Here is an 18,145-nt window from a genome sequence, read left to right as displayed (position 1 = left end):
CATAAAACCATGAACTTGATTTTAAGATTATTAGTAAATGCAATAGCTGTATTTGTTTTAGCAAATGTTCTTACAGGTGTAAGTGTAGATAGTTACTTAACGGCAATAATTGTAGCAGTCGTATTATCCATTTTAAACCTTTTAGTTAAACCACTTTTAGTCATTTTTACCTTGCCAGTAACCATTATTACTTTAGGCTTGTTTTTACTGGTCATAAATGGTTTGATTATTCTTTTGGCCGATAAATTTATTGAAGGGTTTTTTGTAGACAATATTTGGTGGGCTATTCTATTTAGTATCTTATTATCCATACTGCAATCGCTTTTACAATCGTTCTTAAAAAAGGATGAAAAATAGCTTTTACTAGGTATTATTTTCTTATTGTAATTTCTTATGGTAAATGGTATTGAAATCAAGCAATTAAAAACTTTGTTGGGATGTAAAAATGTACTATTTTTGCATCCCAATTTTGGACACAAAAAGTTCAGGGTTTTTTAAGAAACCTTTATTGTTAAATGCCTGACTTAAGGCTTTATATCATTTAGAATGAATATTACAAGAGAAAACGTTGATGCATTAAATGCTGTAGTGAAAGTAGATATCGCTAAAGAAGACTATAGCGATAAGGTTGAAAAAATCTTAGTCGATTACCGTAAAACAGCAAATATCCCAGGTTTTAGAAAAGGCCATGTGCCAATGGGACTGGTTAAAAAGCAGTATGGGAAAGCGGTTTTAGTTGATGAGGTTAATAAACTTTTACAAGATGCTTTAAACAAATATTTAACTGAAGAAAAGTTAGATGTTCTTGGGCAACCATTGCCAAAAACACAAGATGAGATTGATTGGGATGCTGAAGGGTTTTCTTTTGAATTCGAATTAGGTTTATCACCAGAATTTGAAGTTAGCTTAAAAAGTAAAAAAGCCATTACACAATATAATATTGTAGCTGATGAAAAAATGATAAATGAGCAAATTGAACGTATTCAAAAACAATACGGAAAATTAGTGTCTCAAGATATTGTTGAAAAAGACAGCGAAATTACAGGTGCTTATACAAACGAAGAAAAAGAGATTGATAATACAGTAACCTTAACTTTGGATAAATTTAAAGGAAAGTCTACTGCAAAACAATTTATTGGAGCTAAAGCGGGCGATGTTATTACATTAAAAACCAAAGGGCTTTTTGATGATGACCATGATTTGATGCACGCATTAAAATTAACTCATGATGATGTTCATGGTTTAGATATTGAAGTAAACTTTACAATTACAGAAATTAATAACCGTGAATTAGCAGATTTAGATCAAGAGTTATTCGACAAACTTTTTGGTAACGGTGAAGTTACTTCTGTAACAGAATTAAAAGCTAAAATAAAAGAAGACGCTGAAAAGCAATTTGTGCAACAAGCTGATCAAAAATTGTTGAATGATGTTACGGAGTATTTAGTTGAAAACACAAAGTTCGATTTACCAGCAGAATTCCTTACAAAATGGATGCAAACCGCAGGTGAAAAAGAAATGGATGCCGATCAAGCCAGAGAAGAATATGAGAAGTCTGAAAAAAGTTTACGCTATCAGTTGATTGAAGGTAAGTTAATTACAGATAATAATGTTCAAGTAACTATGGACGATATTAAAGGGCATGCCCGCGAAATGATTAAAGGACAAATGGCTCAATTTGGTCAAATGAATCCTTCAGATAAAGAGTTGGATGATATTGCTGCACGTGTGTTAGGAAATCAAGAAGAAGCACGTCGTATTTCAGAACAATTGATTAGTCAAAAACTATTAGCTGTTTATAAAGAAAAAGCAAATATTAAGATTAAGGAATTAAGTTACGAAAAGTTTGTTAAAGAAGTTTACGGTGACAAATAAATAAAGAATAAATGCTTATATTTAGGCGCTTAAATCAATCGATTTAAGCGCCTTTTTATTTAAAAATGAATCTTAATAAAAATAGGTTTTGATCCATCTTAATGTAAGACAGGGTTTTAATCAAAACAAATTGTAAAATAAACTATGGATTACGCTAAAGAATTTGAAAAATTCGCGATAAAAGATCAAGGTATCAGCAGTACATATTACAATAAAATCATTAGTAGTATGTACCCTACTAACTTAACGCCAAATATTATTGAAGAGCGCCAAATGAACATTGCTGTTTTTGATGTATTTTCACGTTTAATGATGGATAGAATTATTTTCTTAGGAACAGGAATTAATGATCAAGTAGCTAATATTGTTCAAGCCCAATTATTGTTTTTAGAAAGCACAGATGCCAATAAAGACATTCAAATTTATATTAACTCGCCAGGAGGTAGTGTTTATGCTGGTTTAGGGATTTATGATACCATGCAGTTTATAAAGCCAGATGTAGCTACTATTTGCACAGGTATGGCAGCTTCTATGGGTGCTGTATTATTATGTGCTGGACAAAAAGGAAAACGTAGCGGGTTAACACATTCCCGTGTTATGATTCACCAACCATTAGGAGGTGCTCAAGGACAAGCAAGTGATATAGAAATTACCGCTAGAGAAATTTTAATTTTAAAAGAAGAACTTTATAAAATTATTAGTAAGCATTCAGGTCAAGATTACGACAAAGTCTATGAAGATAGTGATAGGGATTATTGGATGAAAGCCGATAAAGCAAAGGAATATGGTATGATTGATGAGATTTTAGCACGTAATTAAATAAAAATTTGTAATTTTAAAGAATTGTTATAGAGGAGTTTATAATGATTTCCCTACATAAATAGATAAGATTAATGGCAAAAGAAGAACTAGAATGTTCGTTTTGTGGACGTAAAAAACCTGAAACGAATATATTAATAGCTGGGTTAGATGCTCATATATGCGATAGATGTATAGAGCAAGCGCACGGTATTGTTATTGAAGAATCTAAGCAGAATGATAGTAGCGATTTATCTGCTGAATTAAAACTTCGTAAGCCGCAACAAATTAAGGCGTTCTTAGATGAGTATATTATTGGACAAGCCATGACAAAAAAAGTAATGTCTGTTGCCGTATACAATCATTACAAAAGGTTATTACAACCAACTACCAAAGATGATATTGAAATTCAAAAAAGTAATATCATTATGGTTGGGCAAACAGGAACCGGTAAAACTTTAATGGCTAAAACCGTTGCTAAAATGCTAAATGTACCACTTGCCATTGTTGATGCTACGGTATTAACAGAAGCTGGTTATGTTGGTGAAGATGTAGAGAGTATTTTAACCAGATTATTACAAGCTGCTGACTATAATTTAGAAAAAGCACAAAAAGGTATTGTTTTTATTGATGAAATTGATAAGATTGCTCGTAAAAGCGATAACCCATCGATAACACGTGATGTTTCAGGTGAAGGTGTACAACAAGCCTTATTAAAACTTTTAGAAGGGACCGTTGTAAACGTTCCGCCAAAAGGAGGTCGTAAGCATCCAGACCAAAAATTCATAGAAGTTAATACAGAAAATATTTTATTTATTGCCGGTGGTGCTTTTGATGGTATTGAGCGTGTTATTTCTAAACGATTAAATATGCAGGCCGTTGGTTACAGCGCATCGATGTCTGATGATGTTGTCGATCAAAATCATTTGCTTCAATATATTATTCCTAAAGATTTAAAGGACTTTGGATTAATTCCAGAAATAATTGGTCGTTTGCCAGTGTTGACTTATATGGATCCATTAGATGCAGATACTTTAAGAGCCATTCTTACCGAACCTAAAAATGCCATTATTAAACAATATAAAAAGTTGTTTTCTATGGACGATATCGATTTTGCTATAACTGATGGTGCTTTAGATTTTATTGTAGGAAAAGCTATTGAGTATAAATTAGGAGCAAGAGGCTTACGTTCACTTTGTGAGGAAATTTTAACCGATGCTATGTTTGAATTGCCAAGTAGCAACGATAAAAAATTAAACGTAACTAAAGCTTACGCTGAAAACAAATTGACTAAAACGACTTTAAAGAAACTGAAAGCAGTTTCTTAATTAGGTTGAATTACAAACATAAAAAACCACGCTATTTAGCGTGGTTTTTTTATTTATGGAAATTAATTAATAATGGATATTTTATAAAAAATCTTTATGTCTGTTTTTTAATTCTGGTGTAAATATATATCTAAAAAGTAGCTGCGCAAAGTAGCTTTATTGTCTTTTAGACTATAAGGCGAAATACTCGTTTAAAAACTTTTTAGATTACAAGTTGTCGATTTCATGACATTTAATCGATAAAACTTAACGTTAAAAAAAGAGGTGTTATGAGTTTAGCTTTAATAAATCATCCATATAATCTCGAGTGTTAGAGAGTCTAGGGACTTTATGTTGTCCACCTAATTTGTCATTTTGTTTTAACCAGTCATGAAATAAATGTGTTCGAGCTATATTAATTTTAGGTTTATTAAGGGTGATATTGTTATAGCGTTTAGCTTCATAATCAGAATTTAAAGATTTTAAAGCATTGTCAAACAATTCATTAAAATAATGAATATCACTAGGGGGTGTTTTAAACTCAATAAGCCACTCATGAGCCCCTTTTTCTTTACCTTCCATAAAGATTGGAGCCGCTGTAAAATCTACAATTTCTGCTTTTGTGCGTTTGCATACTTTTTTTAAAGCGTTTTCTGCATTTTCAATAATCAGTTCCTCTCCAAAAACATTAATGTGGTGTTTCGTTCTACCAGAAACTTTTATTCGATAAGGGTTTAAGGAGGTAAACCGAATAGTATCTCCAATTTTATAGCGCCATAAACCTGCATTTGTGGTAATAATCACTGCGTAGTTTTGGTTTAATTTTACCTCGCTAAGCGGAATGGCACTTTCTTGAGGTGTTGCATAAATATCCATAGGGATAAACTCATAAAAAATACCATAATCTAGCATAAGTAGTAACTCACTGGAATTGTTTTGATCCTGAATAGCAAAAAAGCCTTCAGAAGCATTATAAATTTCATAATACTTAAAGCTTTTTTGAGGTAATATGTTTTTGTATTGATCTTTATAAGGTGTAAAACTAACACCCCCATGAAAATAAACTTCCATGTTTGGCCAAACTTCATGCAGATTTTGTTTTCCTGTGGTTTCTAAAACATTATTTAATAGAACTAACATCCAAGAGGGGACTCCGGCTAGACTCGTTACATTTTCATTAATGGTTTCGTTTACAATAGCTTGCATTTTATGTTCCCAGTCGCTCATCAACGAGACTTTACTACTAGGGGTACTACTAAACTCGGCCCAAAATGGCATGTTGTCAATAAGTATAGCCGACAGATCACCAAAAACAGTTCCGTTTTCTCTATATAGTTCTTTGCTTCCGCCTAAGCGTAAGCTCTTACCAGTAAATAGTTGGGAGTTCTCATTGTTGTTTAAATACATGCAAAGCAAATCTTTACTTGCTGCATAATGACAGTCTTCAAGAGATTCTTCGCTTACTGGAATAAATTTACTTTTGGCTCTAGTTGTTCCACTGGATTTTGCAAACCATTTAATAGGTGATGGCCAGAAAATATTGTTTTCGCCGCTTCTAGAGCGTTCAATGACATCTTGCCAACCATCATAATTTTTGATAGGAACACGTTCTGCAAAAGTTTTATAATCTTTAATCGAAGCAAAATCATATTGTTTGCCAATTTCGGTGTTTCTTGCAAAGTCTATTAAGCTTAAAAGTAGCTCGTTTTGTACTTCATTGGGGTATTTTAAAAACAATTCAATTTGATGGAATCGCTTTTTTAAAAACCATGATGCAATAGAATTTACTAAAGGAATTGACATATTTATTCTATCTTTAAGTGCTTAAAAATAATACTTTTTTTTATGACCTACCAAGGTGTTTTAACAAAAATGGAAACTGAATTTTCAAGTCCTATTCAATATTATTTAGTGTTTGAGAATGATTTTTTAAATATGAATCAATTATTAAATAAAAATATTAAGATTCAATTTATAAAATATCAATGTTTAAATTGTGGTTTAGATAAGCCAATTTACCGTCAAGGTTTTGATAAACAATGTTTTTATGATGTGGCCCAAGCCGGCGATTGGATTATGCGTCCAGAATTGAGTAAAGCGCATTTAGGTAAAGAAGATCGTGATTTGGAATACGAAAAAAAAGTGCAACTACAGCCACATATTGTGTATTTGGCAAATTCCAGTAACGTTAAAGTAGGAGTTACTAGAAAAAGTCAAGTCCCAACCCGATGGATAGACCAAGGAGCACATGAAGCTATTGAAATTGTAGAAGTACCAAATCGGTATCTGGCAGGAATTACCGAAGTAGCTTTAAAAAATTATGTTGCCGATAAAACGAATTGGCGTTCTATGTTAAAGAATGATATTAAAGATGAAAATTTAGTGGAATGGAGAGAACGCTTAAAATCTTATATTCCAGATGAAGCAAAAGATTATTTTATTGAAAGTAATTCTGAAACCCACTTGGAGTTTCCTGTAAATAAATATCCTGAGAAACCTAAAAGCCTAAATATTAAAAAGGAGCAATCCTACACAGGTAAATTAGTTGGTGTAAAAGGGCAGTACCTGATTTTTGAAGACGAAACAGTGTTTAATGTTCGTGCCAATGAAGGTTTGGTCGTTAATATTAGTGTTGTCTAATACTCTTTGTTAACCAGTTGTATTTTGGTCTTTTGTTTTAACAAACATTACTGACGGCTTAAAGTATGTATAGTTTAATGGCTTGAACAAATCCAATAAACACTAATAAAACTCCAGTAACTCTATTAATTAAAAAAGTGATATTTTGAACTTTGTTCTTAATAGTTATACTAATTCTACTATAAATATATAGCGTTAGTAACTTGCCTATATACACACCAAAAAAGAATAAAAATAACACAGAAAATGATGACTGTAAAGACAGCATAATGTCATTGTTGTTTAAAATACCAAAAGCAATAACCCAATAAATTAGAACAGGTGGGTTTATTATGCCCAGTACAAAGCCAGTAGCGTATTTAGATTGTGTTAATTTTCGTTTCTTAGGTTGCTTTTCAGATTGTTTTTTAAAAAATAAAAAACCACCAATAATAAAAAGTAAACACACAATAATATATTGTACCCATAGATTGTTGTTAAAAAAATCTTTAACAACCATATTGCAATGTAAAGCATAATATGAGAGTATAACTTCTGCTATTCCAGCGGTTATAGCAATTTTAAAAGCTTGTTTTGCATTTTGCTTTAAAGTAGTATTTATTACGGCTATATTCGAGGCGCCAAGTGGGAGCGCACTTAATACCGAAGCCATAATTCCAATAATGAAGTAAACTATAATCATGTTCCTTTTGTAGAAAAAGGCTTTAAAAGCTTACAAATAAAAAATCCTATTTACAGTTTTTGTGTAAATAGGATTTTTTATGTCGAGTATTTTAAGATACTATATATCTTCTTGATCTCTTAAGTTTTGAATATATGCTGCTTTTTGAACTTCACGACGTCTTTTTACAGAAGGTTTAGTAAAAAACTGTCCATCTCTTAAGTTCTGCATTACTTTAATATTTCTGTGCTTTCTTTTGTAACGTTTTAAAGCTCTTTCGATGTTTTCACCATCTTTAACTATAATCTTTAACATATATACTGTATTTTGTGTTTTTGGTCTTCCTAAAAAGGGATGCAAAGTTCTAATTTTTTATTAGAAAATCCTAATTAATTGTGTCTTGTTTCTTTTTTTTATTCCCTAATAGCCCGCTAAGCACATCTTTAACTGTGTTTTCAGGAGTATTTGTTGTTGTGGAGTCTGCCTTTTTACTGTCGCCAAGTAAGCCACCCAAAACATCATTTATAACATCATTTTGTTGTTGTTTGGTAGAATCTGTTTTCTTTTTATTATCGCCAATAACATCGCTAATTAATTTCTTAACCTGGTCTTTACCTTGATTAAGTAACTTTTGTTTTTCAATTTCTATAAGTTGTTTTGTTAAGTTTGAAACACCACTGGTTAAATCGGTTTTAACTGTTGGACTTGTAAAGTTTCCGCCAATATTGGCAGTAACGGGGATGGTAATATTTTTAGCTTCTTCGGTATTAATTTTTCCAATAAGCTGATTGACTTCGCTACCCAAATATTTTGCAGGCACATTGAAAACAGCACTGTAATCTATAGTTTTGTCAAACCCATGAGCGCCAGAAACTGTTATGGCTATATCATCATAAACTAAATCGAAAGGTTTTACACTTACTTTTCCATTAGCAAAATCCAATTGGGTTTTTACATCTTTTAAATCAAGTTTGTTAAAGTTTATAAACCCTAATGCGCCTTCAAGTTGGTTAAATAATTCACCTTTATTCGTGTTTATTTTAGTCGTTAGCAATTCTGCTAACGCATCACCAGAAACGGTAGATAAATCTGGCGAGAACTCTTGGTCTAATTTCCCTGAAAGGTTAATGGTTGTATTGAGTTTGCCATTAAGTAACTTTGCAACAGGTGCTAAGTTTTTAAGTAAATCTAGATTTTTAAATGATTTTGAAATATCAAAACCATCAGCTCCCAAATTCAAATTAAATGTTGGGGTATCTTCTTTTGTAGAAACATCTCCAGAAATAGCCAAAGCACCATCAAAAATGCTCGATTTCATATTTTGAAGCGCAACTTGTTGGTTTTGTATATGCAGTTTACCCGTAACGTTTTTCAAATTTAAATTATCATAAATTACTGTTTTAGCATCTGCATGTATTGTGCAATCTAAAAAAGCTGGAATTTTTAAAGATTCTGAATCGCTTGTGGTTTTATTGTCTGCAGACGGGTCATCTTCAGTCATAAAATCACTTACCTTAAAAAGATTGGAACTCACATTAAAGTTACCTTTAAGGGTGTTGTCGCTTAATAGAAACCCAAGTAAATTATTAATGGTTCCAGTAGCGTCTAAATCACTGTCACCTGTTTTAGCTTTAAAACTATTAAGAGATACCGTTCCTGGATTAAATGATAGATGGGCTTGTGCGATATGAATGGGGTTTACAATATCTTCCGATGAGAATACAAAATCACGAATACTTGCTGAGCCGCTATTTTTAATTCGGTTATACGCATTGGTTTCAATGGCATTCATATCAAAAGCTGTATTTAAGTTTGCTTTTAAAATACCTGTAAGCGCGTTGTCTAATTGAACAGGGTAGGCTTTTGTGATGTTTGCTAAGTTTAAAACGCCGTCAACATTAGCATTTACAAACATATTTTTTGCGATGTTTTTTATAGTTGCAGACGATTTAAATACATCATCGTCAATTTTAAAATTAAGAGTTTTAATATCAATATAAGTATCATCTACTTTTCCCGTTGTGTTTTTAATTTCTGTATTTATAACAATATTTTGAACACGTTTTGGTAAATCAGGATACTTAAATGAAGCATTATTAGACGTGATGCTAATATCAAGATTTGGAATAGTTTCATCGCTGCTTAATCCTTTAATAGTACCTTTTACTTTAAAATCACCAGTGGTTTGTACATCCTCAATATTTTTAGAATAGGCTTTTGGAATAACGGCCAAAAAGCTTTTAAAATTGGATTCTGGATTTTTAAATGAAATATTAATGTCTTGTCCGTGTTCAAGTTGCTGTACATAGCCTTGAAACTCTAATGGTAAATCATTGATAAAACCTTTGTTTTCTTTAAAAATATATTTACTATGTTCTAGATCTAAACCAATTAAGGCGTCTAGTTTTATAGGATTATTGCTTAAATAATTGGTGCTATCTAAAGTAAAACTCACATTGGCTTCACTTTTAGTGTCTAATTCTGAAGTTTCAAATGAAAAGGTGCCATGGCCTTCGTGGTTTAATTCAGTCACATGAACTACGATTTTAGAAAGCTCATCAATATACGTTAAGGCGCTGTTTTTTATTTGATAGTCTTCAATACTAAACACAAAACTATCAGCTTCATTTTCTGCGGAAGTGTTATTGGTGTCTTCTTTAGTAATGTCGTAATTATTATTTCCGAATTTATCAGTTTTTAAAGTTATTAGGGCTTCTTCTATGTTTATGGAATTTATAACTATTGGGGATTCATTAGCAGTTTTAAATAATTCTTTAATCGACATGGTAAACGAAATATCTTTAACTGTAGCAAAAGTTTCATCTTTAAAAGGCTCAAAATTGCTAATGACCAAAGTGTTTACATTAACATGTGCTTCGGGAAAACTTTTTATAAAACTAAGGCTTACATCATTAAATTCCACTTTTGCATTTGCATTTTGATTAATAAACTGCTTAACCATATTCTTTATTTGTCCTTGAAATGCAAATGGAATAGCGATTAAAAGTGCGATGAGGATTAATAAAGTGATTCCAATAATTTTAAATGCTTTTTTCATAAACCATAATTTGTCATTCCCACGAAGGTGGGAATCTTACTTAAATAAACTCTCCTTGGATATATACGCAAAAATGATGCTAAAAGATGAAAAGGGCTTTTTATTAGTGTTAATTCTTTCTGAAATTTTAACTGCTTTTTAAAGCAAATCAATTTCCTCATTCACTTTTAAATTAAAGCGTTTTCTAAATAAATACACACCTAAATATAGAAATGGTGTATCGCAGGCTGCAACAATAACTTTAAATAAAAACCCACTGACCAGCAAGCCTTTAAAATTCACCCAGTCTATAATGCCGAAAGAACATAATAAAAACACAATAGTAAAGGTGTCCACAAATTGCGAAAACCAAGTTGAGAAATTATTCCGTATCCATAAGTGTTTACCTTTAGTTAATCGTTTCCAGAAATGATAGATTTGAATATCAACAAACTGCGCAAATAAATAGGTGAGCATGCTTGCAAAAACAGCAATCATGGAGTTTCCAAATACAGTTTTAAACATATCATCTTTAACATAAGACCAGGAAGTTGCTGGAACAGCATCCGCAGCAAAAATGATTAACAACGAAAATATCGACGCAAAAATACCAACTACAACCACATCATTAGCGCGTTTTTTACCATAAATTTCACTAATTAAATCTGTGATTAAAAAAGTAATTGGATAAGGTAAAATACCTACTGAGATTTCAAAAAGTTTACTTCCAAAAATTTCGATATCAAATGGATACCAATAAAAAAACTTCTGAAATATAAGATTGGAAACAACTAGAGAGGTTATAAAAAGCGCTCCTAAAAGGATATAAATACGTTGGGCGGTCAGTTTGTCTTTTAATGTCATTTATAATTGTGAATAAATAGGTTCTGTAAATATAAGTTAAACCATTTACTTTTTATTATTTTGCTCCCTATGCTAGAACCCATAACATATCATATTGCTTTAGGGAGTAATAAAGGCGATAAATTTAAAAACCTCCAAGACGCTGTTAACTTGATGCATGAACGGATTGGGAATATAAAACGGATTTCCAAAGTGTATAAATCACCAGCATTTGGGTTTGAAAGTGATGATTTCTTGAATGGCTGTTTGGTTTTAGAAAGCTATTTAAGACCCCAAAATGTTTTAGAAACCCTATTGGATATTGAAACGACTTTAGGAAGAACCAGAACAAAAACCAAAACCTACAAAGCCCGAACCATAGATTTAGATATTGTTTTAGCAGAAGATGAGATTACCAATACCAAGACCCTACAAGTGCCGCATCCAGAAATGAGTAAGCGTAAGTTTGTGTTATTGCCACTTAACGATGTAGGAGCAAAAATAAAGCATCCTGAATTTAATAAAAACGTGTCGGTGTTATTAGATGAATGTGAAGACGATTCTGTTTTAGAGCCTATTAAGCTTTGGCTGCAAAACCCGAGCAAACAATACGATTTTTCAAAATATAATTACATAGCTATTGAAGGCAATATTGGCGCTGGAAAAACCAGCTTAGCGACAAAAATGGCTCGCGATTTTAATGCGAAACTCATTTTAGAGCGTTTTGCTGATAATCCATTTTTACCAAAGTTTTATGAAGATGCAAATCGATATGCCTTTACTTTAGAAATGTCGTTTTTAGCAGATCGTTATCAGCAAATTTCGGATGACTTATCGCAACTCGATTTATTTAAAGATTTTATTGTGAGTGATTACGATGTGTTTAAATCGTTGATTTTCTCAAAAATCACTTTAGCAGAAGACGAGTTTAATTTATATCGAAAACTATTTTACTTAATGTATAAAGATATTGCTAAACCCGAACTGTATGTCTATTTGTATCAAAACACCGAACGCTTACAGCAAAATATTAAAAAACGCGGGCGTGATTATGAGCAGAATATTGCTGATGATTATTTAGAAAAAATTAATGCTGGTTATTTAGACTTCCTAAAAACTCAAAAAGATTTTAATGTAAAAATCATAGATGTTTCTGATAGAGATTTTGTGGAGAATAGAGCTGATTATTTATGGGTTTTGGGGGAGATTTGTAAATGATTTTTAAGTTTTGTTTTTATAATGGATTCCGCATTAAGTGCGGAATGACAAAAGAACTAATTAAAACACTTCATATAAAGTTGTTAGAATCCGTCCTTTATTATTTTCCAAAATATGCTCATCAAGTATTTTTTGGTCTTTTACTTTTAACTTAAAAGGCAAAACTAATAAATCAACCCCACTATTTTCTTTTAATCGAATACCTTGACCAGAAATAATGTCTTTGTTAGGAATAAAGTGACCTAATGGTATATGTTCAGTAAGAATAATGTATTTATAATTGACTAATTTTTTAATAATGCTTTGTATTTCTGAGTTAGATAAATGCTGTAAAACTTGTCGTATTATAATGCAGTCAGCAGAAGGGAGTTTGTCTTTTGCAATATCCAAACAATAAAATTCTAGGTTATCTTCTTCGAATATTTTTTTGTTTCTATTAATTAGCTTTTCAACAATATCTATAGCAATATATTTTTTAGTGTATTTAGCGAGGTGTTTTCCAATGTTAAAATCGCCACAACCTAAATCGCAAACTACTAAGGAATTATTATGAGATTCTAAAAACACAATTAAGTGTTCTAGATAAGGGTTTATAATTTTTGGGTCATGTGAGCCAATTCCAGAATAGAAATCGAATGTTGTGCCTCCCCAAAGATTCATGTCATAAATCTGGTTCATCACGTCTTTGGTGGGCCAAGGCCTTTTTTTAATCACTTTTTTTATTTGCTTAATATTGTTTTTAGTTAAATTTAAAACCAAGCTTTTGCGTTGTTACAATTATAGGAAGCCAAATTTATATTAAAATAAAGCCAAGTTGCTATTCCAACAAATTTAAACCCCTCTTCAATAATTTGTGAATGACTATAGTCAAATGGAATTTTAGATTGAATTAAATCCGTTAAAATAGATAAAGCAAGTGCGGATCCTGCTGCTAAAAAAGCAATACCATCAATTTTAATGATTAATTTATAATGTTTTACTAGTATAATTACAGCTAGAATGGCATAAGTTAAGTAGCATAAATTTTGGTTTATATAACGGTCATGTAACATAAAAAAATCATCAACCGCTAAAAAAAGAGAAAATATACCTGTTAGGGTAAGTAGTTCTTTTTGGTTTTTTTCAAGCAATGATGACATTTTTGTGATTGAAAAGAAACAAATTGATGCTGAGGCTATCCAAAGCCAACTACCAATGTTTGATAGAAAACCAATAAAACTTGAAGCACCACTTAGTTGAGCGGGGTCCCTTATAATTTCTATAATTTTAAAACCATTAGTATGAAATCCAAGAATAGTAATAGAATAAAATAAAAAAGAAGGCACAATAGCAAAAACAAGGATATTTTGTATTTTTTTTCTTGAAAAAATTTGATTTATTGTATTTCTAATCATTAGTGTTTCTTTAATAGACTAAAGATTCCAGAATTTATACGTGTTTAAATTTACTGAAAACATCCCAAACGACTACCCCACAACTCACCGAAATATTTAAAGAATGTTTCGTCCCAAATTGAGGGATTTCAATAACCACATCACTTGCACTAACCACATCTTGTGCTACGCCCTTTACTTCATTACCAAAAACTAAAGCATATTTGGTACTGGGAGCAACCTTAAAATCATTAAGCATAGTAGTGTTTTCGGCTTGTTCAATTGCACAGACTTTTACATGTTCTGCTTGAAGTTTTTTAACTAAATCTAGCGTGCTTTCAACATATTCCCAATCTACGGTATCGGTACTTCCTAAGGCCGTTTTATGAATATCTTTGTGTGGTGGCTTGGCAGTAATACCACAGAGGTAAATTTTTTCAATTAAAAAGGCATCACTAGTTCTAAAAACCGAACCAATATTATTTAAACTTCTAATATTATCCAGAATAATAATGATAGGTGTTTTTTTTGCGGCTTTAAACCCATCAATACTTAACCTGTCTAATTCGCTGTTTTTTAGTTTGCGCATTGAGAATATTTTTTTATTTCTGCTATGGGGGAAATGTTTATTGTTGAAATCTCATTCTAATTTGTAGATAACTTCTGAAAAATCAACTTCAAAAAACATGAAATTAATAGTACATTGCATGCTACAATTTTGTCAAAAATAACATTTAAAAACCACTTTTCATTGGCTAAAAAAGCAAAAAAAGAAACCCCGTTAATGAAGCAATATAATACTATTAAGGTAAAGTACCCGGATGCATTGCTGTTGTTTCGTGTAGGCGATTTTTATGAAACCTTTGGAGAAGATGCCATAAAAACCGCAGGTATTTTAGGTATTATTTTAACCAAACGTGGTGCTGGCAGTGAGAATGAAATTGAATTGGCAGGATTTCCTCACCATTCTATAAACACGTATTTGCCTAAATTGGTAAAAGCAGGTGAGCGTGTTGCTATTTGCGACCAGCTGGAAGACCCAAAACAAACCAAAACTATTGTAAAGCGTGGAGTTACAGAATTGGTAACGCCAGGAGTTGCCCTAAATGATGAGGTGTTGGTGTCGAAATCTAATAATTTTTTATGTTCGGTATACTTCGATAAAAAATATATAGGTATTTCGTTTTTAGATATTTCTACAGGTGAGTTTTTAACTTCCCAAGGGAATGCGGAATACATCGATAAATTGCTTCAGAATTTTAATCCAAGTGAAGTACTCGTTTCTAAACAAAAGCGGACACTTTTTAACCAGACGTTTGGTGATGATTTCCATACCTTTTATATGGAAGATTGGGTCTATCAAACCGACTATACCTATGAAACACTTACTAAGCATTTCGATACAAAAACTTTAAAAGGTTTTGGTATAGAAGATTTATATGAAGGTATTATTGCTTCGGGCTCTATTCTTCATTATTTAGCACAAACACAGCACCATAAATTGCAACATATAACGTCTATTGCTAGAATTGCTGAAAATGATTATGTGTGGATGGATAAATTCACCATTAGGAATCTAGAACTTTATAATTCAACAAACAATAACGCTGTAACGCTTTTAAATGTCATCGATAAAACCATTTCGCCGATGGGTGGAAGGTTGTTAAAGCGTTGGTTGGCTTTGCCACTAAAAAACGTTGATAAGATTAAAGAGCGTCATGACGTGGTCGATTTTCTAATGAAAGACAGCAAAGTGCTTCAAAAGATCCAAAACCATATTAAGCATATAGGAGATTTGGAACGTTTGATTTCTAAAACAGCAACAGGAAAGGTAAACCCACGAGAGGTTATTCAACTTAAAAATTCATTGGAAGCTATTGTGCCTATTAAATCATTAGCTGATAATTGTGATAATGAATCCTTAAAAATTATAGGCGATAAACTTCAAAGTTGCGATGTACTTCGCAAAAAAATAAAAGAAACCTTAAATGAAGATGCCCCAGTAAATGTATTGAAAGGGGGTAGTATAGCTGCTGGTTTTTCTTCTGAATTAGATGAATTAAGAAGCTTATCCAAATCTGGTAAAGATTATCTAGATAAGATGCTAGAACGAGAAAGTGAACGTACAGGTATTACGTCTCTTAAAATAGCATCTAATAACGTATTTGGATATTATATTGAAGTACGAAATACGCATAAGGATAAAGTTCCTGAAGACTGGATTAGAAAGCAAACCTTGGTTAGTGCAGAACGATACATAACCGAAGAACTTAAAGAATATGAAGCTAAAATATTAGGCGCAGAAGATAAAATTCAAACCATAGAACAGCAGTTGTTTACAGAGTTAGTGACTTGGTTAAATCAATATATAAAACCAGTGCAGCAAAATGCCTATTTGGTAGGGCAAATAGATTGTTTGTGTGGGTTTGCGCAATTAGCAAACGATAATAAATACATTTACCCCAGACTTGATGATTCCTTTGATTTAGAAATAAAAGGAGGACGACATCCTGTTATAGAAAAGCAATTACCTATTGGTGAAGCTTTTATTGATAATGATGTTTTTCTTGATAGAAAAGAACAGCAAATAATTATGATTACAGGGCCAAATATGTCTGGTAAATCTGCTATTTTAAGGCAAACAGCACTCATCGTTCTATTGGCACAGATAGGAAGTTTTGTACCAGCCAAAGAAGCTAGAATTGGTTTGGTTGATAAGATATTTACAAGAGTAGGTGCTAGTGATAATATTTCAATGGGCGAGTCAACTTTTATGGTAGAAATGAATGAAACCGCTTCTATTTTGAACAATATATCAGACAGAAGTTTAGTGCTACTTGATGAAATAGGTCGCGGTACAAGTACCTATGATGGTATTTCAATTGCTTGGGCGATTAGTGAATACTTACATGAACACCCTGCAAAACCTAAAACATTATTTGCAACGCACTATCATGAGCTTAATGAAATGAGTGAAACTTTCGGGCGTATAAAAAATTTTAATGTTTCTGTAAAAGAGTTAAAAGACAATGTCCTGTTTTTAAGAAAATTGGTAGAAGGAGGGAGTGCCCATAGTTTTGGAATCCACGTGGCTAAAATGGCAGGTATGCCGAAGCAAGTTTTACATCGAGCCAATAAAATATTGAAGAAGTTAGAGCAATCACACTCTAGTGAAGAACTAACAGACCAAGTAAAAACCTTGCATGACGATATGCAATTGAGTTTTTTCAATTTAGATGATCCTTTACTCGAAAATATCAAGGAAGAGATTTTACACATTGATATTGATACACTTACACCTGTAGAAGCTCTTATGAAACTGAATGAAATTAAGCGTATGTTAGTCAAGAAAAAACAAGCCTAAAATTATTTTTATTTATTTTACCAAAAGGCTTTGGAATTCCTAGAAATATTTTAAATTTGCATCCGCAATAGCAATATTGTATGTTCATTAAAAGACTGCGAAAGTAGCTCAGGGGTAGAGCATCACCTTGCCAAGGTGGGGGTCGCGGGTTCAAATCCCGTCTTTCGCTCTGAAACTTTCTTAAAATATACCAATGCTGAAGTGGTGGAATTGGTAGACACGTTGGACTTAAAATCCAATGTCCATTAGGACGTACGGGTTCAAGTCCCGTCTTCAGTACTAAGCCTCTACAAGAAATCTTGTAGAGGCTTTTTTATGTGTTTTAGTAAAATTACATTTTCTGGAAAAGTATTCCATAATAACTGTCAACTTCAAATCAATTCATTTTACTATAAATATCAATACATTTGAAAAAAATTAAATTCGTGTTTTGCAAATCACAAAATAAAAATTAAGTATATAATTTTATTAAATACTTATAAAACTTTTGTAAAGTTTTATAAGTAATACCTCAAACACAAATAAGCAAAAAACAAAAAAACCACCAAAAGGTGGTTTTTAAATCGTAAAACAAATTTATAATCTAGTGATCTGCTTTAATTTTATCTGCTTCTTTTTTAACAGCATCAGCAGCATTATCTAAAGCGCTATCTACAGCATCGCCAGCTGCATCGGCAGCATTTTCAACGGCATCACCAGCAGCATCAACAGCATCACCTGCTGCGTCAACGGCACTGTCTACAGCGTCGCCAGCGGCATCTACAGCGCTTTCAACGGCATCACCAGTAACTTCTGCAGCTGCTTCAACAGCATCACCTGCTGCTTCGGTTGCGTTTTCAACTGCATCTTCTACAGAATCCGCTTTTTTTGTATCTCTACATGAAGTAAAAGATAATGCTAATGTCAATACAAGTGCAATACTTAAAAATGATTTTTTCATCGGTTTGTGTTTTAGTGTTAATTATTTTTTAGTTAAATGCCAATTTAATGACTTTTTATTAAAAATCAAGAATTTTTAAACTATTCTTA

At 32.0% G+C, this 18,145-nt stretch carries 16 protein-coding genes and 2 tRNA genes; 9 read left to right on the top strand and 9 right to left on the bottom strand.

The window, feature by feature from the left end; all coding sequences use genetic code 11:
• Positions 1-9 precede the first annotated feature (9 nt).
• The 4 genes from ABD941_RS09435 (at position 10) to clpX (ending at position 4,001) form a co-directional block, all read left to right on the top strand.
• Entirely contained in the window at positions 10-357 is a 348-nt protein-coding gene (locus ABD941_RS09435) for a phage holin family protein (protein WP_345273884.1), read from the top strand.
• Positions 358-546: 189 nt separating this feature from the next.
• Positions 547-1,875: a trigger factor gene (gene tig / locus ABD941_RS09430; protein ID WP_345273883.1), complete on the top strand. Its 1,329-nt coding sequence runs from the start codon at positions 547-549 to the stop codon at positions 1,873-1,875.
• Positions 1,876-2,019: 144 nt separating this feature from the next.
• The gene (clpP, locus tag ABD941_RS09425) at positions 2,020-2,694 is read left to right on the top strand and encodes an ATP-dependent Clp endopeptidase proteolytic subunit ClpP (RefSeq protein WP_345273882.1); all 675 of its coding nucleotides are present in this window, start codon (positions 2,020-2,022) and stop codon (positions 2,692-2,694) included.
• Between the two features lie 74 nt (positions 2,695-2,768).
• Positions 2,769-4,001: an ATP-dependent Clp protease ATP-binding subunit ClpX gene (clpX, locus tag ABD941_RS09420; protein WP_345273881.1), complete on the top strand. Its 1,233-nt coding sequence runs from the start codon at positions 2,769-2,771 to the stop codon at positions 3,999-4,001.
• A 267-nt stretch (positions 4,002-4,268) separates the two neighbouring features.
• Here the strand turns inward: clpX and ABD941_RS09415 are convergent, their stop codons facing one another.
• On the bottom strand, positions 4,269-5,783 hold the full coding sequence (locus tag ABD941_RS09415) for a GH3 auxin-responsive promoter family protein (protein WP_345273880.1): 1,515 nt from the start codon (positions 5,781-5,783) through the stop codon (positions 4,269-4,271).
• 42 nt (positions 5,784-5,825) lie between these two features.
• Here ABD941_RS09415 and ABD941_RS09410 point away from each other — a divergent pair, with 42 nt between their 5' ends.
• On the top strand, positions 5,826-6,620 hold the full coding sequence (locus ABD941_RS09410; protein ID WP_345273879.1) for a DUF2797 domain-containing protein: 795 nt from the start codon (positions 5,826-5,828) through the stop codon (positions 6,618-6,620).
• A 58-nt stretch (positions 6,621-6,678) separates the two neighbouring features.
• Here the strand turns inward: ABD941_RS09410 and ABD941_RS09405 are convergent, their stop codons facing one another.
• From ABD941_RS09405 to ABD941_RS09390, 4 genes are all read right to left on the bottom strand, one after another.
• Positions 6,679-7,302, bottom strand: coding sequence for a LysE family transporter (locus ABD941_RS09405; RefSeq protein ID WP_345273878.1), 624 nt, complete (start codon positions 7,300-7,302; stop codon positions 6,679-6,681).
• Positions 7,303-7,401: 99 nt separating this feature from the next.
• A complete protein-coding gene (rpsU, locus tag ABD941_RS09400) occupies positions 7,402-7,596 on the bottom strand; it encodes a 30S ribosomal protein S21 (protein WP_019387676.1) in 195 nt (64 codons plus the stop codon).
• A gap of 70 nt (positions 7,597-7,666) precedes the next feature.
• A complete protein-coding gene (locus ABD941_RS09395) occupies positions 7,667-10,339 on the bottom strand; it encodes an AsmA-like C-terminal region-containing protein (protein ID WP_345273877.1) in 2,673 nt (890 codons plus the stop codon).
• Positions 10,340-10,477: 138 nt separating this feature from the next.
• The gene (locus ABD941_RS09390) at positions 10,478-11,182 is read right to left on the bottom strand and encodes a queuosine precursor transporter (RefSeq protein ID WP_345273876.1); all 705 of its coding nucleotides are present in this window, start codon (positions 11,180-11,182) and stop codon (positions 10,478-10,480) included.
• A gap of 69 nt (positions 11,183-11,251) precedes the next feature.
• Between ABD941_RS09390 and folK the strand changes: the two genes are divergently transcribed.
• The gene (gene folK, locus ABD941_RS09385) at positions 11,252-12,379 is read left to right on the top strand and encodes a 2-amino-4-hydroxy-6-hydroxymethyldihydropteridine diphosphokinase (protein WP_345273875.1); all 1,128 of its coding nucleotides are present in this window, start codon (positions 11,252-11,254) and stop codon (positions 12,377-12,379) included.
• Between the two features lie 60 nt (positions 12,380-12,439).
• Here the strand turns inward: folK and ABD941_RS09380 are convergent, their stop codons facing one another.
• The 3 genes from ABD941_RS09380 to ABD941_RS09370 form a co-directional block, all read right to left on the bottom strand.
• Positions 12,440-13,057, bottom strand: a complete 618-nt coding sequence (locus ABD941_RS09380; RefSeq protein ID WP_345274115.1) for a class I SAM-dependent methyltransferase — start codon at positions 13,055-13,057, stop codon at positions 12,440-12,442.
• A 71-nt stretch (positions 13,058-13,128) separates the two neighbouring features.
• Positions 13,129-13,773 (bottom strand): hypothetical protein, encoded by a 645-nt coding sequence (locus ABD941_RS09375; protein ID WP_345273874.1) that lies wholly within the window; start codon positions 13,771-13,773, stop codon positions 13,129-13,131.
• A gap of 34 nt (positions 13,774-13,807) precedes the next feature.
• Positions 13,808-14,341 (bottom strand): RNA methyltransferase, encoded by a 534-nt coding sequence (locus ABD941_RS09370; RefSeq protein ID WP_345273873.1) that lies wholly within the window; start codon positions 14,339-14,341, stop codon positions 13,808-13,810.
• Positions 14,342-14,503: 162 nt separating this feature from the next.
• On the opposite strand from ABD941_RS09370, the gene mutS reads away from it, so the two are divergent.
• From mutS to ABD941_RS09355, 3 genes are all read left to right on the top strand, one after another.
• On the top strand, positions 14,504-17,116 hold the full coding sequence (gene mutS, locus ABD941_RS09365; protein WP_345273872.1) for a DNA mismatch repair protein MutS: 2,613 nt from the start codon (positions 14,504-14,506) through the stop codon (positions 17,114-17,116).
• A gap of 97 nt (positions 17,117-17,213) precedes the next feature.
• Positions 17,214-17,285: transfer RNA gene (locus ABD941_RS09360), tRNA-Gly, on the top strand.
• 26 nt (positions 17,286-17,311) lie between these two features.
• Positions 17,312-17,395, top strand: a tRNA-Leu gene (locus ABD941_RS09355).
• A 304-nt stretch (positions 17,396-17,699) separates the two neighbouring features.
• Here the strand turns inward: ABD941_RS09355 and ABD941_RS09350 are convergent.
• Positions 17,700-18,056 carry a hypothetical protein gene (locus ABD941_RS09350; RefSeq protein WP_345273871.1) on the bottom strand — a complete coding sequence of 119 codons (357 nt, stop codon included), beginning with the start codon at positions 18,054-18,056 and terminating at the stop codon, positions 17,700-17,702.
• Positions 18,057-18,145 lie beyond the last annotated feature (89 nt).

This window comes from Flaviramulus aquimarinus, assembly GCF_039543205.1.
Taxonomy (GTDB): domain Bacteria; phylum Bacteroidota; class Bacteroidia; order Flavobacteriales; family Flavobacteriaceae; genus Flaviramulus_B; species Flaviramulus_B aquimarinus.
The sequence above is the reverse complement of the archived record's forward strand: the minus strand, read 5'-3'. Positions and strand labels throughout refer to the sequence as shown.